Origin of the sequence: Polynucleobacter sp. JS-Polo-80-F4 (genome assembly GCF_018881965.1) — a bacterium.
Lineage (GTDB): Bacteria > Pseudomonadota > Gammaproteobacteria > Burkholderiales > Burkholderiaceae > Polynucleobacter.
Genome location: NZ_JACVPI010000001.1, coordinates 472,905 through 496,048 on the forward strand (window position 1 = coordinate 472,905; position 23,144 = coordinate 496,048).

At 47.5% G+C, this 23,144-nt stretch carries 17 protein-coding genes; 10 read left to right on the forward strand and 7 right to left on the reverse strand.

Going from position 1 to position 23,144, the window contains the following annotated elements:
* Positions 1–14 precede the first annotated feature (14 nt).
* Genes ICN20_RS02360 through polA form a run of 3 tightly spaced genes read right to left on the reverse strand, consistent with a single transcriptional unit; the run spans position 15 to position 4,533 of the window.
* The gene (locus ICN20_RS02360; RefSeq protein WP_216237936.1) at positions 15–788 is read right to left on the reverse strand and encodes a ZIP family metal transporter; all 774 of its coding nucleotides are present in this window, start codon (positions 786–788) and stop codon (positions 15–17) included.
* Between the two features lie 5 nt (positions 789–793).
* Positions 794–1,669, reverse strand: coding sequence for a dienelactone hydrolase family protein (locus ICN20_RS02365; RefSeq protein WP_216237937.1), 876 nt, complete (start codon positions 1,667–1,669; stop codon positions 794–796).
* Between the two features lie 35 nt (positions 1,670–1,704).
* Positions 1,705–4,533, reverse strand: coding sequence for a DNA polymerase I (gene polA, locus ICN20_RS02370; RefSeq protein ID WP_216237938.1), 2,829 nt, complete (start codon positions 4,531–4,533; stop codon positions 1,705–1,707).
* An 83-nt stretch (positions 4,534–4,616) separates the two neighbouring features.
* On the opposite strand from polA, the gene ICN20_RS02375 reads away from it, so the two are divergent.
* Genes ICN20_RS02375 through ICN20_RS02385 form a run of 3 tightly spaced genes read left to right on the forward strand, consistent with a single transcriptional unit; the run spans position 4,617 to position 6,792 of the window.
* The gene (locus ICN20_RS02375) at positions 4,617–5,024 is read left to right on the forward strand and encodes a hypothetical protein (RefSeq protein ID WP_216237939.1); all 408 of its coding nucleotides are present in this window, start codon (positions 4,617–4,619) and stop codon (positions 5,022–5,024) included.
* A 20-nt stretch (positions 5,025–5,044) separates the two neighbouring features.
* Positions 5,045–6,019, forward strand: coding sequence for a homoserine kinase (locus ICN20_RS02380; protein ID WP_216237940.1), 975 nt, complete (start codon positions 5,045–5,047; stop codon positions 6,017–6,019).
* Positions 6,016–6,792: a BPSS1780 family membrane protein gene (locus ICN20_RS02385; protein WP_216237941.1), complete on the forward strand. Its 777-nt coding sequence runs from the start codon at positions 6,016–6,018 to the stop codon at positions 6,790–6,792. Before ICN20_RS02380 ends, ICN20_RS02385 begins: the two co-directional genes overlap by 4 nt.
* Before the next feature lie 8 nt (positions 6,793–6,800).
* On the opposite strand, the gene ICN20_RS02390 is transcribed toward ICN20_RS02385, so the two are convergent.
* Entirely contained in the window at positions 6,801–9,176 is a 2,376-nt protein-coding gene (locus ICN20_RS02390) for a UvrD-helicase domain-containing protein (protein ID WP_216237942.1), read from the reverse strand.
* 24 nt (positions 9,177–9,200) lie between these two features.
* Here ICN20_RS02390 and ICN20_RS02395 point away from each other — a divergent pair, with 24 nt between their 5' ends.
* Both ICN20_RS02395 and galU read left to right on the forward strand, forming a co-directional pair.
* The gene (locus ICN20_RS02395; RefSeq protein ID WP_216237943.1) at positions 9,201–12,092 is read left to right on the forward strand and encodes a valine--tRNA ligase; all 2,892 of its coding nucleotides are present in this window, start codon (positions 9,201–9,203) and stop codon (positions 12,090–12,092) included.
* A gap of 22 nt (positions 12,093–12,114) precedes the next feature.
* Entirely contained in the window at positions 12,115–13,005 is an 891-nt protein-coding gene (gene galU, locus ICN20_RS02400; protein WP_216237944.1) for a UTP--glucose-1-phosphate uridylyltransferase GalU, read from the forward strand.
* An 89-nt stretch (positions 13,006–13,094) separates the two neighbouring features.
* On the opposite strand, the gene ICN20_RS02405 is transcribed toward galU, so the two are convergent.
* Positions 13,095–13,322, reverse strand: coding sequence for a sulfurtransferase TusA family protein (locus tag ICN20_RS02405; protein ID WP_216240145.1), 228 nt, complete (start codon positions 13,320–13,322; stop codon positions 13,095–13,097).
* Positions 13,323–13,336: 14 nt separating this feature from the next.
* The gene (gene alaS / locus ICN20_RS02410; protein ID WP_216237945.1) at positions 13,337–15,961 is read right to left on the reverse strand and encodes an alanine--tRNA ligase; all 2,625 of its coding nucleotides are present in this window, start codon (positions 15,959–15,961) and stop codon (positions 13,337–13,339) included.
* A gap of 121 nt (positions 15,962–16,082) precedes the next feature.
* Here alaS and ICN20_RS02415 point away from each other — a divergent pair, with 121 nt between their 5' ends.
* The 3 genes from ICN20_RS02415 (at position 16,083) to ICN20_RS02425 (ending at position 19,924) form a co-directional block, all read left to right on the forward strand.
* Entirely contained in the window at positions 16,083–16,544 is a 462-nt protein-coding gene (locus ICN20_RS02415) for a tripartite tricarboxylate transporter TctB family protein (protein WP_216237946.1), read from the forward strand.
* Between the two features lie 19 nt (positions 16,545–16,563).
* On the forward strand, positions 16,564–18,066 hold the full coding sequence (locus ICN20_RS02420) for a tripartite tricarboxylate transporter permease (RefSeq protein ID WP_216237947.1): 1,503 nt from the start codon (positions 16,564–16,566) through the stop codon (positions 18,064–18,066).
* A gap of 85 nt (positions 18,067–18,151) precedes the next feature.
* Positions 18,152–19,924 (forward strand): glutamine--tRNA ligase/YqeY domain fusion protein, encoded by a 1,773-nt coding sequence (locus tag ICN20_RS02425; RefSeq protein WP_216237948.1) that lies wholly within the window; start codon positions 18,152–18,154, stop codon positions 19,922–19,924.
* Here the strand turns inward: ICN20_RS02425 and ICN20_RS02430 are convergent.
* Complete coding sequence (locus tag ICN20_RS02430) at positions 19,905–20,801, reverse strand: SDR family oxidoreductase (protein ID WP_255534617.1); 897 nt, start codon at positions 20,799–20,801, stop codon at positions 19,905–19,907. The two genes, ICN20_RS02425 and ICN20_RS02430, sit on opposite strands and share 20 nt — an antisense overlap.
* A gap of 27 nt (positions 20,802–20,828) precedes the next feature.
* Between ICN20_RS02430 and ICN20_RS02435 the strand changes: the two genes are divergently transcribed.
* Together ICN20_RS02435 and ICN20_RS02440 are read left to right on the forward strand one after the other, a co-directional pair.
* The gene (locus ICN20_RS02435; protein WP_216237949.1) at positions 20,829–21,869 is read left to right on the forward strand and encodes a 2Fe-2S iron-sulfur cluster-binding protein; all 1,041 of its coding nucleotides are present in this window, start codon (positions 20,829–20,831) and stop codon (positions 21,867–21,869) included.
* Between the two features lie 71 nt (positions 21,870–21,940).
* Positions 21,941–23,134, forward strand: a complete 1,194-nt coding sequence (locus ICN20_RS02440; RefSeq protein ID WP_216237950.1) for an acetylornithine transaminase — start codon at positions 21,941–21,943, stop codon at positions 23,132–23,134.
* Positions 23,135–23,144 lie beyond the last annotated feature (10 nt).

Consider the following 23,144-nt stretch of genomic DNA (forward strand, 5'->3'; position numbering starts at 1 on the left):
CCTATTGAAATGCATTAATGTAGTAAAGATAGCAGGATCACAAACCCTACGCCACAAGCAATCAATAGTGTTTGACGCAAAGACTCCACCCAGTGTGGGCGACGATGCATTTGCGGAATGAGATCACTTACCGCAATATAAATAAAACTACTAGACGCTATCACTAACAAATAAGGCATCGCTGCATGTGCGCGCTCTAGGAAGAAATAAGCAAGCACACCACCAACTACTGCCGATAAACCACAAATAAAGTTGTATAGCAAAGCGCGTGCGCGTGAAAAGCCCGCATTGAGCAGCACAATGAAATCGCCGATCTCTTGTGGAATCTCGTGGGCAATGATCGCGATAGCGGTAAAGATGCCTACCTGATAGTCAGCCATGAAGGCTGCAGCAATCAAGATGCCATCAACAAAATTGTGAATACCATCGCCAACTAAAATCATCCAACCACTACGCCCAGCATTTTCAGCATCATGACCATGGTGGTGGTGATGCCCATCGCCTTCATGATGGTGATCGTGACGTAATAAAGCGATTTTCTCGAGCAGGAAGAATCCTAACAACCCAGCAAGCAAGGTAGCAAACAAGTATTGGGGGTTTGCGCCCTCCATGCTAAATGCCTCAGGCAATGAGTGGAGCAAAGCGGTTGCCAATAAAATACCGACAGACAAACTGACCATGTTGTTGACCATCTTCGACAACATCGCCAAAGAACAACTTGCTGCAACCAGAACGCTAGCAGTGCCTGCTAAGGCGGTGACCAAGAGAATGGTTTGTAAAACAGTCATCGCGATTACACCACTCCCGTTTTCTTAAACCAAGCAGTACATTTTTCCCAGCCGTCTTTGGCAGGACCTTCGCGATAAGTGGCGCGATAGTCTGCATGGAAAGCGTGCGGAGCATCTGGATACACCTCGAATTGACATGCTTTAGCTGCTGGATTTTTGGGGGCTGCTTGCGCCAGAGCAGCGCGCATCTGATCAACACTCTCCAGCGAGATACCGGTATCTGCTGCGCCATATAAACCAAGAACTGGGGCTTTTAAATCCATAGCAATGTCTACCGGATGACGTGGACTGCCTTCTGTCTTTTCGCCAATAAGGCGGCCATACCAGGCTACGCCTGCGCGCACTTGTGGCAAGGTTGCTGAGAGCCAAGTAATGCGGCCACCCCAACAAAAACCAGTTACGCCAACTCGTTTCAGGTCGCCACCGTTTTTACCAGCCCACACCAAGGCTGCCTGTAAATCATTCAAAACCTGCGCGTCTGGAGTCTTAGCCACAATATTTTGCTGAATCTCTGCAATTGTTCCGTAAGTATTAGGATCACCTGCGCGAGCAAAGAATTCTGGTGCAATCGCCAGATAGCCTAGTTTGGCAAAACGTCTTGTGACATCGGCAATATATTCGTGCACGCCAAAGATTTCGCTTGTGACAATAATGATAGGCAAGGAGCCTTTGGCTTTTTCAGGACGAGAGACGTATGCCGGCATCTGAAAACTGCCTACCGGAATCATCTGCTCACCAGCTTTGAGACCTTTGAAATCTGTTTCAATGGCAGCGGCTATAACAGGCTCAGACGCCGCCACAAATCCAACTCCAATTGCGGTCGCACCCAGTGCCGATGTCTTCATGAAATTGCGTCGACTATTTTGAATATCTTTGCTCATTGCCTAATCTCCTAGCTTTTTTCTCTCTTGAATACTTAATGGGCTTCTTCCCAATTATCGCCAATCCCAATACTAACCACCAAAGGCACCTTGAGATCAGCAACATGGCACATTAAATCCGGTAACTTTGCCTTTAGCAGCTCAATTTCATCCATGGGCACATCAAATACCAATTCATCGTGGACTTGGAGCAACATTTTGGTTTTTAACTGCTCTTTTTCTAGCCAATCTTCCACAGCAATCATCGCCAACTTAATTAAGTCTGCTGCAGTGCCTTGCATAGGAGCATTAATGGCCGCACGTTCGGCACCTTGGCGACGGGGGCCATTCGACCCCTTGATTTCTGGCAACCAAAGGCGTCGCCCGAAGACAGTTTCTACGTAACCATTTTCACGCGCCTCAAGACGAGTGCGCTCCATGTACTGAGCAACCCCTGGATAACGATCAAAGTATTTGGCAATATAGTTTTGCGCAGCTGAACGCTCAATACCCAAGTTACCAGCTAAACCAAAAGCACTCATGCCGTAAATAAGGCCGAAGTTAATCACTTTGGCATAACGACGTTGCTCAGAATTAACATCATCCAAAGGAATGCCAAAGATCTCTGCCGCAGTAGCCTGGTGAACGTCCTTGCCTTCTCTAAATGCGGTTAATAGGTTTTCATCTTCAGCGATATGCGCCATGATGCGCAACTCAATTTGCGAGTAATCCGCAGATAACAACTTACAACCTTCTGCCGGAATAAAAGCCTCCCGAATACGACGACCCTCTTCGGTACGTACTGGAATATTTTGTATGTTTGGATCGCTTGACGCCAGGCGACCAGTAACTGCGGTAGCTTGAGAAAAGTTCGTATGAACGCGCCCAGTCTTAGGGTCCGCCATACGAGGAAGCTTCTCAATATAGGTAGACATGAGCTTTGCCAAGCTACGGTAGTCGAGGATACGTGCTGGCAGCGGATAGTCTTCAGCCAACTTCTGCAACACCTCCTCATCGGTAGATGGCGCGCCCGATGGCGTCTTTTTAATAACCGGGAGTTCAAGTTGTCCAAATAAAATTTCTGCGATTTGCTTTGGCGACTGAATATTAAAAGGCTGACCTGCTAACTTATGAATCTCACCCTCCAACTCAAGCAGACGCTTACCCACCTGCTGCCCTTGCTTTGCCAATAGCGTGGAATCAATCCGAATGCCGTTACGCTCCATGATGCCGAGCACTCTCATCGCCGGCATCTCAACGTTTTCATAAATGTAGAGCAGTCCAGGACTTTCTTGAATCTGCGGCCATAACTCGAGATGTAGGCGCAAAGTAATGTCAGCATCCTCGGCCGCATAGTCTGTTGCAATCTGGAGATCCACCTGGTCAAAGCCAATTTGATGAACCCCTTTGCCGCAGACCTCTTCGTAGCGAATCGTCTTCATGCCTAGATGGCGCTCAGCCAAGCTATCCATATTGTGTGGCATGTGTGATTCAAGCACATACGATTCGAGCAAGGTATCGAATGCAACGCCTTTTAAAGTGATGTCGTAGTTTGCAAAGATATGGGCGTCGTACTTTAAGTTTTGCCCTACCTTTAAATGTGTTTCACTTTCTAACCAGGGTTTCATGCGCGTAAGCACTAGATTTCGATCAAGCTGTGCTTCACCATTGCGGTGAGCAACTGGAATATAACAAGCCTCCCCAGGTTTTACTGATAAAGAAATACCAACGAGTTCTGCCGCAAGCGCATCAAGACTAGTTGTCTCTGTATCTACTGCTGTTAATTCAGAAGACTCAATTTTCTTCAACCATTTTTCTAAACCAGCCTCATCCACTACGCATTCGTAGTGACGCTCGATCGCATCATGGGAGTCCCGAGTTTCTTGTGATAAATCTTTAGTTGGCGAGCTAGCAATCACGCGCGCCTTTTTTCCTTCCTCCGCATGATTTGCAGAGGAGTCGATTGGACTACCCGCTAAATCAAATGAAGGTGCCTCAGAACCCTTATTTTCTGGGCTTGAGAGCTGCTTTTCTACATCACGCAACCAAGTCTTAAAGGCGTAACGATCGAACAGCTCGCGTAGCAATGGTGCATCTTCAGATTTCGCATGCAAATCATCCAAGCTCGGTAAATGGGGTGATAAATCGCAATCCGTTTTTACCGTAATCAGTTGACGTGCTTGCGGCAACCAAGGAAGAGTAGCGCGTAAGTTTTCACCAACGACACCTTTCACTTGATCGGCATTTGCCATTAAGTTATCTAGATTGCTAAATTCTGCCAACCATTTGTTTGCTGTCTTTGGGCCTGCCTTCGGAACCCCTGGCACGTTATCAACGGTATCGCCGATGATGGATAAATAATCCACAATCAATTCTGGGGGGACGCCAAACTTTTCCTTTACACCTTCAATGTCTAACTTTTCATTCGTCATCGTATTGATCAGAGTGACTGAAGGATTTACTAATTGCGCTAAATCTTTATCGCCTGTAGAGATAATCGTTTCCCAGCCCGCTTGTGTTGCTTGGCAGGACAAGGTTCCAATCACGTCGTCCGCCTCGACGCCAGAAACCATTAATACCGGCCAACCTAATGCTTTGACCATGGCATGAATAGGCTCGATCTGCTTAACGAGATCTTCAGGCATAGGGGAGCGATGGGCTTTGTACTCTGAGTACATTTCGTCGCGGAAAGTCTTGCCTTTGGCGTCAAAAACACAGGCTATATGGTCAGCCTTGAGCTCAGAGCGGGCTCGGCGCATCATATTGACCATCCCATAGATAGCCCCAGTGGGCTCTCCAGCCCCATTTCTGAGGTCTGGCATGGCATGAAAGGCGCGATATAGGTAGCTAGAGCCGTCTACCAACAAGAGTCTATGTTTAGTCATACTGCAATCGTACAATCTAGTTGTGAATTGCCTACAGGTCTGGTTAAGGAACCGTCCGAGAGTAGGCTTAAAAAGGTGAAAAAATGCATTATTTAACTAACTTAATTAGCCACTCATTGAGTCAAAGTCTAGCCCTAACGAGCTTTTTAGTGGCTTTTGGACTTTTTGGCCTAACTTCAGCCCACGCTCAGAATAACAGCCAGGCACTAAGTCCCTCCGAATTAAACCGCATTAATAATCAACCGCTCGCCCCAACAGTCAGCCCTACTGGCGCCCTCAATTCCCCAGAAATGCGTAAACCGAACTATCAGTACAAAGACAAAAATGGTACGACGATTACTGAATACAAAGATGCCAACTCACCGACACAGGTCGATGTAAAAACACCTTTCACTAGCTATGAAATGGCGCCACCAACATCAGTCATGCCTGGGCCTCCAAAAGATACTGATCTCATTAGCGTTCCCAGCATTAGCATTCCACTTAGATAATTTTTAAAGCAATTTAGTTTATGGCCGTATTTACTCCGATTGAGCTTGAAGATATTTCCCAATGGATCACTCAAGACTTTGACATCGGCCAAGCTAATGCAATTCGCGGCATTCATGGCGGGATTGAGAACTCTAACTTTTTCTTAGACACCATCAAAGATGACAAGAAACAGGAATATGTTTTAACCATCTTTGAAAGATTGTCAGCTGCGCAACTCCCTTTCTATCTAGAGCTCATGCGCCACCTGGCAAACAAAGGCGTACCTGTACCTAAGCCCATTGAAAATAAGCAGGGACAAATCTTATTTACCCTGAAAGGCAAGCCAGCCGCCATTGTCACTAAATTACCCGGCCTTTCTAGACTTCAACCAGAAGCCAATCATTGCGCACTTGTTGGCGAAATGCTGGCCAAAATGCATTTGGCTGGAAAAGATTTTCCTAAGTCGCAAGAAAATCTTCGCAGCCTTGCTTGGTGGCAAAAAACCATTCCCCAAGTACTAACGCATTTAAATACATCGCAGAAAGAACTCATTACCCATGAACTCAAAACTCAAGAAGAGTTCTTTTCCTCGGGCACTTATGATGGCTTGCCGCAAGGCGCTAGCCATTGCGATCTGTTTCGTGACAATGTGCTATTCGACCCAAAAGGAACAGATGCATCTGAAGATCATTTAGGCGGTTTCTTCGACTTCTACTTTGCCGGCACTGATAAATGGTTATTTGATATTGCTGTGACTGCAAACGATTGGTGTCTTGCTGATAACAAACAGGATTTAGATCCTGTTCGCCTGGATGCATTTCTGAAAGCCTATCAAACAGTTCGTCCACTGACCAAGGAAGAGCAAGCCAGCTGGCCCCTCATGTTGCGTGCGGCAGCCCTGCGCTTCTGGGTCTCTAGGCTATGGGATTTCTATCTGCCACGGGATGCTCAGATGCTAACCCCTCATGACCCTACACACTTTGAACGCATTCTTTTAAGTCGTCGCTCACTATGAAACTCAATTCTGTAGCACCAAAAGAAGGTTACACCTGGATTAGGCAAGGTATTTGGCTTTTCAAGCAAAATCCTTTGGGCTTTTTGATGCTGGTCTTCATGTATGTGTTTGCTGCTCAATTAGCAGTCATCATTCCAGTTATCGGTGTTTTTGCTGTGCTCCTTCTGACGCCAACCCTTTCCGTTGGTTTTATGACTGCCTGTCGCCAGGCTATTCAAAAAGAGCGCATTAGACCAATAGTCTATTTAGTAGCACTTCGGTCCAGCCCTGTTGTTCGTAAACGAATTTTGCAGTTAGGCTTGGTATATGCCGGGATGATTTTGTTGCTAAGTTTTATCTTAAGTCTCTTGGTAGATTTTGAATTACTGCTTCCATTGATGACAAGCGAAAAGCCAATTACTCCAGAGGCCTTACGCCAGGTTTACTTGATTCTCTTCTTCGGGGCAATGCTATATGTGCCAGTGGCAATGCTAATGTGGTTCTCTCCAGTACTGGTGGCATGGGCTGATATGTCTGTACCTCAAGCACTCTTCTCTAGCTGCCTGGCATGCTGGTCCAACAAAGCAGCGTTCTTTTTGTACCTCTCCATTTGGAGCGCCATTCTAATTGCTATTCCACTCACAGTCGGAATGATTTTTGATGCTCTCGATCTAGGGCAAGTAGCTTCCTTCATCATCGCCCCCATCTCTATGGCGGGTTTAACAGTGATGCACTGTACTTTCTATGCGACCTGGAAGGCCTGCTTTACCGAAGATGAAGTGTTGCCTATCTAACTGACTGATTAGTCAATCGCAGCAAGCTTCGCAATACTCAGCTGTAACCATTTAATGCCGTGGCGCTTGAAGTTCACTTGCGCCCGTGCATCAGCATCTACTCCCTCAAGACCAGTAACACGTCCCTCACCAAACTTGGTATGAAACACGTTTTGTCCAATCGTGAATGGATAATTTCCTCGCGGAGGAGAGGCTAATCTTTTCACCTCCATTGAAGCTGAGCCAACTCTTTTGGCTGGCCTTTGACGCTCAGAGCCTGAATCAAAAAAGTCATTGGACTCGTATTCACGCTGACGGGTGTAGCCATCTTGCCAGGTAGATCCTGATCTTGAGTTACTGTTACCACTGCCGCCCCAGCGTGCATCTCTTGCTTTAGGGGTGAGCCACTTCAATGAATCAGATGGAAGCTCTTCCAGGAAGCGAGAAGGCATGTTGTAGCGAACCTGGCCATGCAACATCCGTGATTGAGTGTGAGAGAGATACAAACGCTCTTTGGCACGTGTAATCGCCACATACATTAGGCGACGTTCTTCCTCCAAGCCATTCTGCTCATTAACACTGTTCTCATGGGGGAATAAACCCTCTTCAAGTCCGGTAATGAACACTGAAGTGAACTCCAATCCCTTGGCTGAGTGCACTGTCATTAACTGCACAGCATCTTGACCTGCCTGAGCTTGGTTATCGCCCGCTTCCAATGAAGCATGGGAAAGGAAGGCGGCCAAGGGTGAAACCTCAACTACGCCTGGGGCATTCTCACCGGGCAGCACAGCGGCTGCAGCATCCTGACCATAGCCTTCTTCTGCAATAAACGCAGTCGCAGCGTTAATCAATTCTTGTAAGTTCTCAACGCGATCTTGCCCTTCGCGCTCTGAAAGATAGTGCTGAATCAATCCGCTATGTTGAATCACAAATTCAACTGTTTCAGGCAAGGTGTTGTGACGAGTAGCTTCACGCATGTGATCTACTAAGCGCACAAATCCACCCAGTGCAGCACCGGCCTTACCCTCTAAAGAAGAGGCAGCCAAATACAAAGAGCATTGTTGTGCTCTGGCGGCATCTTGCAATGCTTCAATTGATCTTGCGCCAATTCCGCGAGTAGGGAAATTCACCACTCGGGAGAATGAGGTGTCGTCATTCGGATTTTCTAACAGACGCAAGTAAGCCAGTGCATGTTTAATTTCAGCGCGCTCGAAGAATCGCAATCCACCATAAACACGATACGGAATACCCGCAGAAAATAATGCATGTTCAATAATGCGTGACTGGGCATTGCTGCGATAAAGCAGAGCGACTTCTGTTCGTTTGATGCCGCTATTTACTAAGGCTTTGATCTCATCAACCAACCAAGCAGCTTCTGCATGATCGCTCGGAGCCTCATAGATACGGACTGGCTCGCCATGACCAGCATCGGTGCGCAGGTTCTTGCCAAGACGCTCGGAGTTATTGGCAATCAAGTGATTCGCTGTATCCAGAATATGGCCATGTGAGCGATAGTTCTGCTCTAACTTCACCATTAGAGGGTGATATTGCTTTTCGTAAAGGCGCATGTTTTCAACATCAGCCCCACGGAATGCGTAAATACTTTGATCATCATCACCCACTGCAAAAACGGAACTACTGCCCATGCCGCTGACATTGATACTGCTTGCGTCATGGCCTGATAATAATTTAAGCCATGCATATTGCAAGGCGTTGGTATCTTGAAACTCATCGATCAAGATGTGACGGAAACGCTCTTGATAGTGAGTGCGAATCGCTTCACTGTGCTTGAGTAATTCATAGCTACGCAATAAGAGTTCAGCAAAATCTACTACGCCCTCACGTTGACATTGCTCATCGTAAGCTGCATATAGTTGCGCCATCTTGGCCTGGAAATCATCCCCAAGCGCTAAATCTTTTGCACGCTGACCGCGCTCTTTGGCATGGGCAATGAAGTATTGCAATTGCTTAGCAGGGTACTTTTCATCATCAACCTTTAAGCCCTTTAAAAGGCGCTTAATCGCTGAAAGCTGATCCTGGGTATCTAGGATTTGGAAAGTAGACGGTAAACCTGCCTCTTTATGGTGAGCTCGCAATAAACGGTTACAAAGACCATGAAAGGTGCCAATCCACATTCCACGCGTGTTTATCGGTAGCATGGCACTCAGGCGTAGCATCATCTCTTTAGCGGCCTTATTGGTGAAGGTCACCGCTAGGACGCCAATGGGAGATACCTGGCCGGTCTGAATCAACCAGGCTATACGGGTGGTGAGGACGCGGGTCTTGCCGCTCCCAGCCCCAGCCAAAATCAAGGCTGACTGGGCTTGGCCATTTTCATTTACGGGCGGGAGGGTCACTGCCTCGCGCTGTTCTGGATTGAGGTTCGCGAGCAAGTCTGAGTACATCAGCCCAATTATAATTTGCCTCTTATGCCAAATGCCTCAAATACCCCTAATTCACCAGCGGCCAGCTCAGCGGACGAGCTCGCCAAATCCTACGAACCCGCCCCGATAGAGGCCTACTGGGGTCCAGAGTGGGAGCGCCGGGGTATTGCCGACTCCACTATGGATGAAGGTAAGGGTGATTTTTCCATTCAGCTTCCTCCTCCGAATGTGACTGGCACCCTACATATGGGTCATGCCTTTAACCAAACCATCATGGATGGATTGGTTCGTCATGCCCGCATGTCAGGCAAAAACACTTTGTGGGTACCCGGCACCGATCACGCTGGTATTGCCACTCAAATCGTAGTTGAACGTCAACTCGATGCGCAAAAAGTTTCTCGCCATGATTTAGGTCGTGAAAAGTTTTTAGAAAAAGTGTGGGAGTGGAAAGAAACTTCCGGAAACACGATTACTCGCCAAATTCGTCGTCTAGGCGCATCAATCGATTGGGGCAAAGAATATTTCACGATGGACGACAAGATGTCCAAAGCGGTAGTGGAAGTATTTGTACGCTTACATGAACAAGGCTTGATTTATCGCGGCAAACGCTTGGTAAATTGGGATCCAGTCTTAGGCACTGCAGTTTCAGATTTGGAAGTAGTCAGTGAAGAAGAAGATGGATCGATGTGGCACATCCGTTATCCATTAACCGATGGCTCTGGTCACCTCACCGTTGCTACCACTCGCCCAGAAACCTTATTGGGCGACGTTGCTGTCATGGTGAACCCAGAAGACGAGCGCTATAAACACCTCATCGGTAAGTCAGTAAACCTACCTTTGTGCGACCGCCAGATCCCTATCATTGCTGATGACTATGTCGATTTGAACTTTGGTACCGGCGTTGTGAAAGTAACTCCTGCACATGACTTTAATGACTATGCAGTTGGTCAACGTCACCAACTACCAATGATCAACATCCTTACCTTGGATGCGAAGATTAATGACAATGCGCCAACTGCTTATCAAGGCATGGAACGTTTTGCGGCACGCAAGCAAGTTGTCGCTGATCTGGATGCTGCTGGTTTACTAGAAAAAGTTCAGCCGCATAAATTAATGGTGCCACGCGGAGATCGCACTCAAACGATTATTGAGCCAATGCTCACTGATCAATGGTTTGTGGCGATGTCCAAACCAAGTCCAGATAACAAATATCAACCTGGCTCATCTATTGCTGGCGCAGCATTAGATGCAGTTACTAAGGGCGATATCAAACTCGTCCCAGAGAATTGGATTAATACCTACACCCAGTGGTTGGAAAACATTCAGGACTGGTGCATCTCTCGTCAACTCTGGTGGGGCCATCAAATCCCCGCCTGGTACGGCGATGATGGGCAAATTTTTGTAGGGCGCTCAGAGGAAGAAGCGAAAGCGAAAGCGGCGGCGGCTGGCTATACCGGCCAACTCAACCGCGATCCTGACGTTCTTGACACTTGGTTTAGCTCTGCCCTCGTTCCATTTAGCTCTTTGGGTTGGCCAGAAGAGACTCCGGCCTTAAATCATTTCCTACCCTCCTCTGTTTTGGTAACAGGCTTTGACATCATCTTCTTCTGGGTAGCACGCATGGTCATGATGACCTGCCACTTCACTGGAAAAGTACCATTCCACACCGTCTATGTTCACGGTCTGGTGCGTGATGCTGAAGGTCAAAAGATGAGTAAGTCCAAAGGCAATACTTTGGATCCAATCGATTTAATTGACGGTATCAAGATCGAAGAGTTAGTAGGCAAGAGAACTACTGGCCTTATGAATCCTAAGCAAGCGGAGAGCATTAGCAAGAAGACTAAGAAAGAGTTCCCAGATGGCATTCCAGCATTTGGTACCGATGCTTTGCGCTTTACCTTTGCATCTTTAGCATCACTTGGTCGCAATATTAATTTTGATCAAAAGCGTTGCGAAGGCTATCGTAATTTCTGTAACAAACTTTGGAATGCTACTCGCTTTGTACTCATGAACTGCTCGGGCAGTGATGAAGAAAATGGTTTGGCGCCATGTGACAACCAATGCGGACCCGAAGGATATTTAGACTTTTCGCCTGCAGATAAATGGATCGTTTCCCAACTCCAAAGGACTGAAGCTGAGGTAGCAAAAGGCTTTGAAGCCTATCGCTTTGACAATATCGCTAGCAGCATTTACCAATTTGTTTGGGATGAATATTGCGATTGGTACTTGGAGCTTGCTAAGGTGCAATTGCAAACTGGCACTCCAGCACAGCAACGCGCTACTCGCCGCACCCTCTTGCGTGTCTTGGAAACGATCTTGCGCATGGCACATCCACTGATTCCGTTCATCACTGAAACGCTTTGGCAAACGGTTGGACCGAAGTCTGGAAAAGAGCTTGCTAAACAAACCAAGCAAACCATTGCGCTTCAACCCTACCCTATTTCTCAACCTGAAAAGATTGATGAACAAAGCGAAGCTTGGGTTGCTCAGATTAAAGCAATTGTCGATGCGTGCAGAAATCTGCGCGGTGAGATGCAGGTTCCCCCTGGCAATAAAGTACCACTCTGGATTTATGGTCCACAAGCATTCTTAGAAAAAGCGACGCCGTATTTAATGGCACTTGCTAAGTTAGCCGAGGTCAAAATCTACAGCGATGAATCTGCCCTAGAAAAAGATGCCCCAGATGCACCAATTGCCTTAGTGGGTGATATCAAGCTCTTACTCAAAATTGAAGTCGATGTTGCTGCTGAACGCATCCGCCTTGGCAAGGAAATCGAGCGCCTAGCTAATGAAATCAATAAAGCCAAGGGCAAATTGACCAATGAAAGCTTTGTGGCACGTGCTCCAGTTGAGGTTGTTGCCCAAGAAAAGCAGCGCCTTGCCGGGTTTGAGCAAAACCATGAGAAGCTTGTTGCACAATTAGAACGTCTCAAATAAAAACGGTAAGAACGGATCTTCCATGACATTACGTTTCAGCTCCAAAAAAGTAACTAAGGCCGTCTTTCCGGTTGCGGGATTTGGCACACGCTTTTTGCCTGCCACCAAAGCAAGCCCAAAAGAAATGTTGAATGTCGTAGACAAGCCTTTGATTCAGTATGCGGTGGATGAAGCTATTGCCGCTGGCATTACAGAGCTGATTTTCGTCACAGGTCGCAGCAAACGCGCCATTGAAGATCACTTTGATAAAGCTTATGAATTAGAAGCGGCTCTGGAAGCAAAGAATAAGCAGGATCTCTTGCGTCTCGTTAGAAGTGTGAAACCGGATAATGTTGATTGCGTTTATATCAGGCAATCCGAACCTCTGGGATTAGGTCATGCGGTCTTATGCGCAGAGAAGCTAGTAGGCGATGAGCCGTTTGCCATTATTTTGGCTGACGATCTTTTGGATGGTCATCCACCTGTGCTCTCCCAAATGCTGAAAGTGCATGAAGAGCAACATGGATCCGTATTGGCGGTAGAGAAAATTGATCCTGCGAAAAGTAGCTCTTATGGAATCATCTCGGGGGATGCTACCAGCAAAGATATCTATCGCCTCAATGGCATCGTTGAAAAACCTCAACCTGCTGATGCACCATCCAACTTAGCGGTGGTGGGTCGCTATGTACTGTCCTCAAAGATTTTTGATCACATTCGCAATGTGAAGCCTGGTGCAGGAGGAGAAATTCAACTTACCGATGCGATCGCAGCCTTACTCAAGGAAGAGCCCGTATTTGGCTATGAATACGATGGAGTGCGCTATGACTGTGGCAGCAAATTAGGCTATCTCAAGGCTTCGGTAGATTTCGCCTTGCGTCACCAAGAAGTCGGCGAGGAATTCGCGGAGTATTTAAAAAGCTGGTCCTTAAAGTAATTCTCTTTAGTAGAAACAAAAAAGGCAGGGATCGATCTCTGCCTTTTTGCTTTATTACTTACCAAAAAGTATGTGGTTCAGACTTTTTCTTATCTACGCTTCATAAAGAAAACCAGCACATCACCTTCTGTAGTGCTTGCAAGCAGTTCATTACCAGTTTGCTTGGCAAATGCAGGAAAGTCATGAGCAGCACCCGCATCGGTTGCTTTGATTTTCAAGACTTCACCGGACTGCATGGTTGCTAAAGCCTTTTTGGTACGCAAGATCGGCAGCGGGCAGTTCATGCCAATCGCATCTACCTCTGCATTAAAAGTCATATTTACGGGTTCACTCATTTGCTTGCTACCCAGTCTTTAACACCGTCTAAAGCCACACCCAGCTTACTAGGGTCAGTTCCACCGGCCATCGCCATTTCTGGTTTGCCGCCGCCTTTACCACCCACCTGCTGAGCAACAAAGTTGACGAGATCACCCGCCTTAACTTTGCCAATGGAATCAGCCGTGACGCCAGCAATCAAACTGACCTTATCGCCTTGAACTGATGCCAACACAATAGCTGCAGTCTTGAGCTTCGCTTTGAGGGCATCCATGGTTTCGCGAAGTACGCCAGCATCAGCGCCATCAAGTCGAGCGGCAAGTACTTTGATGCCATTCACATCAATCGCTTGACCAGCTAACTCATCGCCTTGGCTAGCTGCCAATTTAGAATTCACTTTTTCTAACTCACGCTCAGCTTGACGCAGGCTTTCTTGAAGTTGCGCAACGCGATTCACCAGGTCACCTGGGTGGGTTTTGAGGATCGCTGCCGCTTCATTGATTTTGTCTTCTAAACCCTGCAAGAAGTGCAGTGCGTTATTGCCAGTCACTGCCTCAACACGGCGGATACCGGCAGCAACGCCACCTTCAGAAACAATCTTCAAGCTTCCGATATCACCGGTGCGTCCAACGTGTGTGCCGCCACATAGCTCTTTAGAAGAGCCAATCTCCAGCACGCGCACCTCATCACCATACTTCTCACCAAAGAGCATCATGGCGCCAGTCTTTTGCGCATCATCCAAGGACATGACTTTGCCTGAGGTTGCCGTGTTTTCCAGAATCTCTTGATTCACAATATCTTCGATGCGGCGAATTTGTTCTGCGGTAATCGGTGCATTGTGCGTAAAGTCAAAACGAGTTTTAGTAGCATCAACCAAAGAACCTTTTTGCTGCACGTGATCACCCAATACCTCACGCAATGCTTTATGCAAGATATGAGTAGCACTGTGATTGCGCATGATGTCAGTTCGCTGCTGGGTATCTACCAATGCGTTGAGAGAATCACCCACCTTGAGTTCACCTTCAAGAACTTCGCCCTGATGGCCAAATACATCAGCCTGGATCTTAAAAGTATCTTCGACCGCAAAACGAATGCTTTCGTTACGGAGCTCACCTTTATCGCCAACCTGACCGCCAGATTCAGCGTAGAAAGGGGTGTTATCCAAAACAATCACTGCTGCATCGCCCGCCTTAACTAACTGCACAGCTGAACCATCTACGTACAGCGCAGTTACTTTCGCTCCGTCATGTTTTAAGGTGTCATAGCCATGAAACTGGGTCGGCTTGCCTTTGTAATCCAATCCTTGGGCTACCTTGAACTTACCCGCAGCTCTTGCTTGATCGCGCTGTTTTTGCATCGCCACTTCAAAGCCTTCAGCGTCAACCGTCACAGCACGCTCACGACAAACGTCTGCAGTTAAATCTAACGGGAAACCAAATGTGTCATGTAAGCGGAAAGCAGTTTCACCATCGACTACTTTTGCACCGCCAGCCAAAGCGCCATCCAAAATTTCCATGCCATTAGCAATGGTCTGGAAGAAGCGCTCTTCTTCTTGCTTAATGACTTCGCTTACTTTGTCTTGCGCAGCACGCAATTCTGGATACGCATCACCCATCTCCTTAACAAGTGCAGGCACCAATTGATAGAAGAATGGTTTGCGAGCACCGAGCTTATAGCCGTGACGAATCGCACGACGAGCAATACGACGCAATACATATCCACGACCTGCGTTACCTGGAATCACACCATCCACCACAATGAAGCTACATGCACGAATGTGGTCAGCAATCACTTTTAATGAAGGGCTGTCTGCATCACAGTTCTCACCGCCAGCTGCATCTACCGCTTCCTTGGCAGCCTTAAGGAGATTGACGAAGAGGTCGATTTCATAATTAGAGTGAACATGCTGCAAGACTGCGGCAATACGCTCAAGACCCATACCTGTATCAACACTAGGCTTAGGTAGTGGGTGCATCACACCAGCTTCATCGCGATTGAACTGCATGAAGACGTTGTTCCAAATTTCAATGAAACGATCACCATCCTCATCTGGACTTCCAGGAGGGCCGCCAGGAATATGCGCACCATGGTCGTAAAAAATTTCAGTACAAGGGCCGCATGGACCTGTGTCACCCATCATCCAAAAATTATCAGATGCGTAACGCGCGCCTTTGTTATCGCCAATCCGAACGATGCGCTCAGCAGGAACGCCAATTTGTTTATTCCAAATCTCATAAGCCTCGTCATCTTCCGCATACACGGTGACCAAGAGCTTTTCTTTGGGTAACTCAAATACTTGAGTTAATAAATCCCAGGCAAATTGAATGGCATCTTTCTTGAAATAGTCCCCAAAAGAGAAATTTCCCAGCATTTCAAAAAAGGTGTGATGACGGGCTGTGTAGCCTACGTTATCCAAGTCGTTGTGTTTTCCGCCTGCCCGAATGCACTTTTGGGCAGTCGTAGCACGGTTATAGGGGCGCTTATCAAAGCCCAAAAACACGTCTTTGAACTGATTCATGCCTGCATTCGTAAATAGCAGGGTTGGATCATCCCCAGGCACTACTGGGCTGGATGGGACGATTTGATGGCCTTTTTGGGCGAAGAAGTCCAGGTAAGCCTGGCGAATTTGGGAGACTTTCATGCCAATAATTATCGCATTGGCACTAGCATAGGGCAAACGCTAGGCAGTTAGCCCCAAACCTGCCTTACAATCCCACAACATCAATAAAAATCGGCTTTAAGTCGACAATTAGGAGAGCATCTTGAAAATTCGCAATCAACGGGATTTTGGGGCCGGGATCATGTATATGGTCATTGGCCTCTTCTTCGCCATCATGGCCACTCAGTACCCCATGGGAACTGCCGCCAAAATGGGCCCCGGCTATTTCCCATTCTTCCTTGGGATACTTATGACTCTATTGGGCGTACTGGTATTACTACAGTCGCTAAATGCAAAAGCGGCCATTGAAAGCATTCCAAAATTCAATTGGCGCATCATTGCCCAGATAACCGGCTCTGTAGTGCTCTACGGATTACTCTTACCTCGCTTAGGCTTCTTGGTTGCCGTGGTTGTCTTGGTATTGGTGTCCGCAAGCGCCAGCAAAGAATTTACTTGGAAGGGCTCATTGATTAATGCCGGCTTCCTCGTTGCGTTTACTTATTCAGTGTTTGTGTTGGGTCTGAAGCTTCAGTTCCCACTCCTGCCTGTATTCCTACAACAATAACGAACCGGGACTCTGAAAAATGGATTTATTTGCTAACTTAGCGCTCGGTTTCGATACCGCGTTTACATTACAAAACCTGCTTTACTGCCTGATTGGCTGTATCTTGGGAACCTTGATTGGCGTATTGCCAGGCCTTGGCCCAATCGCAACCATTGCGATGTTATTGCCTGCTACCTATGCGTTGCCTCCAATTGCTGCATTGATTATGTTGGCCGGTATTTACTACGGCTCACAGTACGGCGGCTCCACAACAGCGATTCTCTTGAATATTCCGGGGGAGACGTCCTCGGTGGTGACGGCGATTGACGGCTACCAAATGGCCCGAAATGGCCGCGCTGGTGTTGCACTCTTTACTGCAGGTATGGGCTCATTCTTTGCAGGTTGCGTAGCAACTTTGGTATTGGCTGCGTTTGCTGCCCCACTCTCTCAGCTCGCATTTAAGTTTGGTCCTGCTGAATACTTCTCCTTGATGGTCTTAGGTTTAATTGGTGCGGTTGTATTGGCATCAGGCTCTTTGATCAAGGCGATTGGCATGATCATCTTGGGTCTCTTGATGGGCTTGATTGGTACTGACGTGAACTCTGGTGTATCACGCTATGCGTTCGACATTCCTGAATTGAGTGACGGTATTGGCTTCGTTGCTGTTGCAATGGGCGTATTCGGTTTCGCTGAAATCATGGGCAACCTTGAAAAGACTGGCGAAGATGAGGGTTTCTTGAATAAGATGACCACCATGATCCCAACCAAGCAAGACATCAAGCGCATGATTCCTTCTATCTTGCGCGGCACAACGATTGGTTCGATCTTGGGCATCTTGCCTGGTGGCGGCGCAGCTCTTGCAGCTTTCGGCGCCTACTCTGTTGAAAAGAAATCATCCAAGTACAGCCATGAATTTGGTAAGGGCGCAATTGAGGGTGTTGCTGGTCCAGAATCAGCCAATAACGCTGCTGCACAAACATCATTCATTCCATTGCTCACATTAGGTATCCCGCCAAATGCGGTGATGGCTTTGATGGTTGGTGCGATGACGATTCATAACATTCAACCAGGCCCACAAGTAATGACCAGCAACCCAGCTTTGTTCTGGGGCCTGATTGCTTCTATGTGGATTGGTAACGTAATGTTGATCCTCTTGAACTTGCCTTTGATTGGTATCTGGGTGAAGCTCTTGAAGATTCCTTATCGCTTCCTCTACCCAGCGATTTTGGTGTTCTGCTGTATCGGTGTGTACACCGTGAATAACACTGTGTTTGACGTTTATGTAACCGCAGGCTTTGGCTTGATTGGTTACCTGTTCTTCAAACTGGGTTGCGAACCTCCTCCGTTGCTTTTGGGCTTCGTACTTGGACCAATGATGGAAGAAAACTTCCGTCGCGCCCTGTTGTTATCACGTGGTGACTTCACTACCTTCGTAACCCGCCCACTTTCTTTAGGTTTGCTGATTGCAGCAGCCCTCTTGGTGGTGATCGTGGCCCTACCAGCGGTAAAGAAGACTCGCGAAGAGGCATTCGTGGAGGATTAATTCCCGCTACCTCTCCAGAAATGAGCCCGCAGCAGTTTGCGGGCTTTTTTCTTTATGGGTCAGGGGTTTTCTCTACAATGTGACTATGTCCCAAGATAGCAAACCCACTAAAGCAAATACCGGCGCTGTAGCTGAGCCATCCAATTTCTTACGCCAGATCATCGATCATGATTTGGCAAGCGGTGCTTTTTCACAGCGCACGAATTTAGCTGGGCAGCCGATTCCCTCCATCATTACCCGCTTTCCACCTGAGCCTAATGGCTATTTGCACATTGGTCACGCCAAAAGTATTTGCCTGAACTTTGGCTTAGCTGCTGATTACAACAATCAAACTGGTGGTGCTCGATGCAATATGCGTCTAGACGACACCAACCCTGTAAAAGAGGATGTTGAATACGCCGACAGTATTTTGGATGCCGTGAAATGGTTGGGCTTTGATTGGGGAACCAATCTGTATCACGCTAGCGACTATTTTGACAAACTGTATGAGTTTGCCGAGATCCTGATTCAAAATGGTAAAGCGTATGTGGACAGCCAAAGTGCTGATGACATTCACACCAATCGCGGCAATTTTGGTCAAGCGGGGAAAAATAGCCCCTATCGCGAGCGCAGTCCAGAAGAAAATCTACAGCTGTTCCGTGACATGCGTGATGGCAAGTTCAAAGATGGTGAGCATGTTCTCCGGCTGAAGATTGATATGGCGCATCCAAATATCGTGATGCGCGACCCAGTCGTATATCGCATTCGCCATACCGATCACCACCGTACTGGCAGCAAGTGGTGTATTTACCCTCTTTATGACTTCACTCACTGTATATCTGATGCCCTGGAGAATGTCTCCCACTCCATCTGCACGCTGGAGTTTGAGAATAATCGCCCTCTCTACGACTGGATTGTGAATTCCCTAAAAGAATTGGGTGTCTTCAAAGATCCCGTACCGCATCAGTATGAGTTCGCCCGCTTAAATTTAACTTACACCATCACTAGTAAGCGCAAGTTATTACAACTAGTCGAAGAAAAACATGTTGAAGGCTGGGATGATCCACGCATGCCAACCATCGTTGGTATCCGTCGTCGCGGCTACACCCCAGAAAGCATTCGTTTGTTCTGTGAGCGCATTGGCGTCTCTAAAGCAGATAGCTGGATTGATATGAGCACTCTAGATCAAGCCTTGCGTGACGATCTAGAAGCAAGGGCACCGCGCGCGACTGCAGTACTCAAACCGCTCAAGCTCGTGGTGGAAAACTTTGACGCCTCAGTAAAAGAAGCCTGTTCAGCTCCACGTCACCCCAATCATCCAGAATGGGGTAATCGTGAATTTAATTTCACGCGTGAACTATGGATTGAGGCGGATGACTTTATGCAAGAACCTGTAAAGGGATTCTTCAGACTGTATCCACCCATGGGCGATCAGCCTGGTAGCCGCGTACGTTTGCGCCATGGCTTTGTGGTGGAGTGCACCGGCTTTGAAACTGATGGCCAGGGCAATGTCACCCAAGTCAATGTGACCCATTTCCCAGATAGCAAGAGTGGCACTGCCGGCTCCAACAATTACAAGGTTAAGGGCAATATTCATTGGATTAGCGCTGCTGAAGCCATCCCAGCTGAAGTGCGCTTATACGATCATCTCTTTAGTGACCCACATCCAGATAGTGGCGATAAGAACTTCTTAGATGCGATCAATGCGAACTCCATGCAGACGATTAGCGCTTACTTAGAACCTTGTATGAAGGATGTTAAAGCCGAAGATCGCTTCCAGTTTGAGCGTCATGGCTACTTTGTTGCCGATAAGAACGATTCCAAACCTGGCAAGCCAGTATTCAATCGTACTGTTGGCCTTAAGGATTCTTGGAAATAGTTTTCAGAAAATGTCCTACGCTGGGATAGCGTAGTGGTGTTTTAAGTTCATGCAAGCGAGTGTTGGTCACTCTGCGTGATTCACGCATAAAGGACCAAAGCATCGGGCTAACGATTTTCTGCAATTCGCTACCAGGCAATCGATTCGGTCTTTCCAGGCCAAAAGCATCAGCTACCTCATTGAAGTAATCACCCATTTTGGTTTCACCACCATCACCTGTATTGATAATGCGCTGGGGTTTGCCGTGATAGACCGCTGCACATACTAGCCGCGCTAAATCATCGCTGTGAATATGATTGGAGTAAGCATCTTCCTCTGGCAGTAGCGCGGGTGTTTTGGCTCGCAAACGCTCAATCGGTAGACGGTCAGCGGCATAAATCCCCGGAACACGCAGAATGGTTAAGGCCACCCCGTGAGCAGGCGCCCATAAACGTAGCACCCTCTCCGCATCAACCCTTCTCTGAGCGCGTTCACTTTGGGGGTTGACTGGAGTTACCTCACTCACCTTGCCACCCCTGTGATCGCCATAGACACCCGTAGTGCTGATATAAATCAGGCGCCTGACGGTATTAGAGCCTTGGGCTAAAATTCGGAGTAGGTTGCGGGTTCGGCAATCGCGATTTCCACCATTTTGAGGTGGCGCCAAATGAATGACGGTTTGAGCTAAACCACTAAGGCGCCATAAGGACTCTGGATGATCCAGATTACCTAAAATAGGGATCGCGCCAACCTCCCTCAGCTCCTGAAAGCGATTCTGTTGAGAAGTGAGTGCGTAAACACGATGACTTCGCGAAAGCTGTTTAGCTACCCGGAGACCAATATCGCCGCAGCCAATAATCAGGATTGAAGGTTTACCAAAAGATTGCATAAGTAACATCGTAACGATTTATTGAAAGGAATGAGAGTGTCTTATCAAGTCACGCTCAAAACGAGCGGCAAACAATTTACCGTTAATCCAGATGAAAACCTTCTGGAGGCCGCCCTTCGTCAAGGCATCAACCTGCCCTATGGCTGTAAAAATGGTGCTTGCGGCTCCTGCAAAGGCAAAGTATTAGAAGGTCAGGTGACCCATGGCCAGCATAGCGAAAGCGCTCTCAGCAAGGCCGATGAAACAGCTGGCGGCATTTTGTTTTGCTGCTCCCATCCCCAGTCAGACCTACTGATTGAAGCTCGTGAGGTCCAAGGTGCGGGTGATATTGCGATTCGTAAGGTCCCCTGCCGCGTTAATACCATCAGTAAGCCTAGTAGCGATGTAGCCATTCTCAAACTCCAACTACCTGCTGCTGAACGTTTCCAATTCCTAGCCGGTCAGTATTTAGAGTTTTTGCTCAAAGATGGTCAACGCCGCGCTTACTCAATTGCCAATGCACCTGAGCAAGAAGGTCCGCTTGAGTTGCATATTCGCCATTTGCCTGGCGGCGTATTCACGGACTTCGTATTTGGCGCCGTCACTCCCGCACTAAAAGAAAAAGATATCTTGCGCTTTGAAGGTCCATTGGGAAGCTTCTTCTTGAGAGAAGACTCTAAAAAACCAATCCTCTTTGTTGCTGCTGGTACAGGCTTTGCCCCAATCAAATCCATCATTGAACAAATGCAGGCAAAGAAAATTCATCGTCCGATTCATTTGTATTGGGGCGGTCGTCGTCCAAGTGATTTGTATTTAGCTGATTTATGCAAATCTTGGGAAACGGCAATTGCCGACTTTAAGTACATCCCCGTGATTTCTGAAGCCCTGCCAGAAGATTCCTGGCAGGGTCGTACAGGCTTTGTACACCAAGCCGTCATGACAGACCACCCTGATATGAAGAATGTTCAGGTTTATGCCTGTGGCGCCCCGGTAATGGTCAATGCCGCCAGAAATGACTTCTCAGCCAAATGCCAACTGCCAGAGGAAGAGTTCTTTGCCGATTCCTTCACCAGCGCGGCTGATTTAGCGACTGCTTAAGTCCTGCGCCATAAATCCCATTCAGTTAGATAATAGACACCTCATTCGACTTTATTGACCACTAATTCAGCATGAACAAGCCAGCTCAAGCCATCAACACCCATTCAGTGATGTTCATTACCCCACGTCCAGAGGTATCCATGGTCGAGGGCAATGGTTCATGGCTAACGGATAACAATGGCAAACGCTATTTAGATTTCTTGCAAGGTTGGGCGGTGAATTGCTTGGGTCACTGCAATCCAGGAATAATTGAAGCACTCAATGTGCAAGCAAAAAAGCTCATTAACCCAAGTCCTGCGTTTTATAACGAACCCATGATTGGTTTATCTAATCTGCTGACTCAAAACAGCTGTTTTGATAAAGTATTTTTTGCTAATAGCGGTGCTGAAGCCAATGAAGGTGCGATTAAGTTGGCGCGCAAGTGGGGTCAACTAAATAAATCTGGTGCGTTTGAAATTATTACTTTCGACCACAGTTTTCATGGCCGCACATTAGCAACAATGAGCGCTTCTGGTAAGCCAAACTGGGACACGATGTTTGCTCCACAAGTAGCGGGCTTTCCTAAAGCAGATTTAAATGATTTGGAGTCAGTTAAAAAACTCGTCACCGATAAAACAGTGGCGGTCATGCTTGAACCTGTTCAAGGTGAAGGCGGCGTCATTCCAGCGACTCCAGAATTTATGCGTGAACTGCGCAAGTTCACCAAAGAAAACAATATTCTGCTGATTGCCGATGAAGTGCAGGCTGGCTGTGGACGTACCGGCGCGCTCTTCGCTTACCAAAACTACGGTATTGAGCCAGACATCATGACGCTGGGCAAAGGCATTGGCGGCGGCGTACCCTTGGCCGCTTTATTAGCAACTGATGCGGTAGCTTGCTTTGTGCCAGGTGATCAAGGTGGTACCTATAACGGCAACCCACTAATGACAGCTGTCGGTATTAGCGTCATTGAACAACTCTTGGCGCCAGGATTTTTAGATAACGTCAAAGCCAAAGGCGAGTTACTCAAATCTGAATTACTCAAGCTTTGTGCAGAATTTAATCTTGAAGGGGAGCGTGGCGCAGGTTTGTTGCGCGCGCTGATGCTTGGAAAAGATATTGGCCCAAAACTAGTTGAACTGGCACGCGATCGCAGTCCTGAAGGTTTGCTGATTAACTCACCAAGACCAAACTTGTTACGCTTTATGCCTGCCTTAAATGTATCTGATGATGAAATTCGTCAGATGTGCAATATGCTGCGCGAGTTACTCAAAGAAGTAGCTTAAAAAACTATCA

Excerpts from the sequence above, each read along its gene's own strand:
- alaS (WP_216237945.1), bottom strand. The coding sequence starts at position 15,961 with ATGAAAGTCTCCCAAATTCGCCAGGCTTACCTGGACTTCTTCGCCCAA.
- ICN20_RS02380 (WP_216237940.1), top strand. The coding sequence starts at position 5,045 with ATGGCCGTATTTACTCCGATTGAGCTTGAAGATATTTCCCAATGGATC.
- galU (WP_216237944.1), top strand. The coding sequence starts at position 12,115 with ATGACATTACGTTTCAGCTCCAAAAAAGTAACTAAGGCCGTCTTTCCG.
- ICN20_RS02365 (WP_216237937.1), bottom strand. The coding sequence starts at position 1,669 with ATGAGCAAAGATATTCAAAATAGTCGACGCAATTTCATGAAGACATCG.
- ICN20_RS02360 (WP_216237936.1), bottom strand. The coding sequence starts at position 788 with ATGACTGTTTTACAAACCATTCTCTTGGTCACCGCCTTAGCAGGCACT.
- ICN20_RS02395 (WP_216237943.1), top strand. The coding sequence starts at position 9,201 with ATGCCAAATGCCTCAAATACCCCTAATTCACCAGCGGCCAGCTCAGCG.
- ICN20_RS02440 (WP_216237950.1), top strand. The coding sequence starts at position 21,941 with ATGAACAAGCCAGCTCAAGCCATCAACACCCATTCAGTGATGTTCATT.
- polA (WP_216237938.1), bottom strand. The coding sequence starts at position 4,533 with ATGACTAAACATAGACTCTTGTTGGTAGACGGCTCTAGCTACCTATAT.
- ICN20_RS02425 (WP_216237948.1), top strand. The coding sequence starts at position 18,152 with ATGTCCCAAGATAGCAAACCCACTAAAGCAAATACCGGCGCTGTAGCT.
- ICN20_RS02385 (WP_216237941.1), top strand. The coding sequence starts at position 6,016 with ATGAAACTCAATTCTGTAGCACCAAAAGAAGGTTACACCTGGATTAGG.
- ICN20_RS02375 (WP_216237939.1), top strand. The coding sequence starts at position 4,617 with ATGCATTATTTAACTAACTTAATTAGCCACTCATTGAGTCAAAGTCTA.
- ICN20_RS02430 (WP_255534617.1), bottom strand. The coding sequence starts at position 20,801 with ATGTTACTTATGCAATCTTTTGGTAAACCTTCAATCCTGATTATTGGC.
- ICN20_RS02390 (WP_216237942.1), bottom strand. The coding sequence starts at position 9,176 with ATGTACTCAGACTTGCTCGCGAACCTCAATCCAGAACAGCGCGAGGCA.
- ICN20_RS02420 (WP_216237947.1), top strand. The coding sequence starts at position 16,564 with ATGGATTTATTTGCTAACTTAGCGCTCGGTTTCGATACCGCGTTTACA.
- ICN20_RS02405 (WP_216240145.1), bottom strand. The coding sequence starts at position 13,322 with ATGACTTTTAATGCAGAGGTAGATGCGATTGGCATGAACTGCCCGCTG.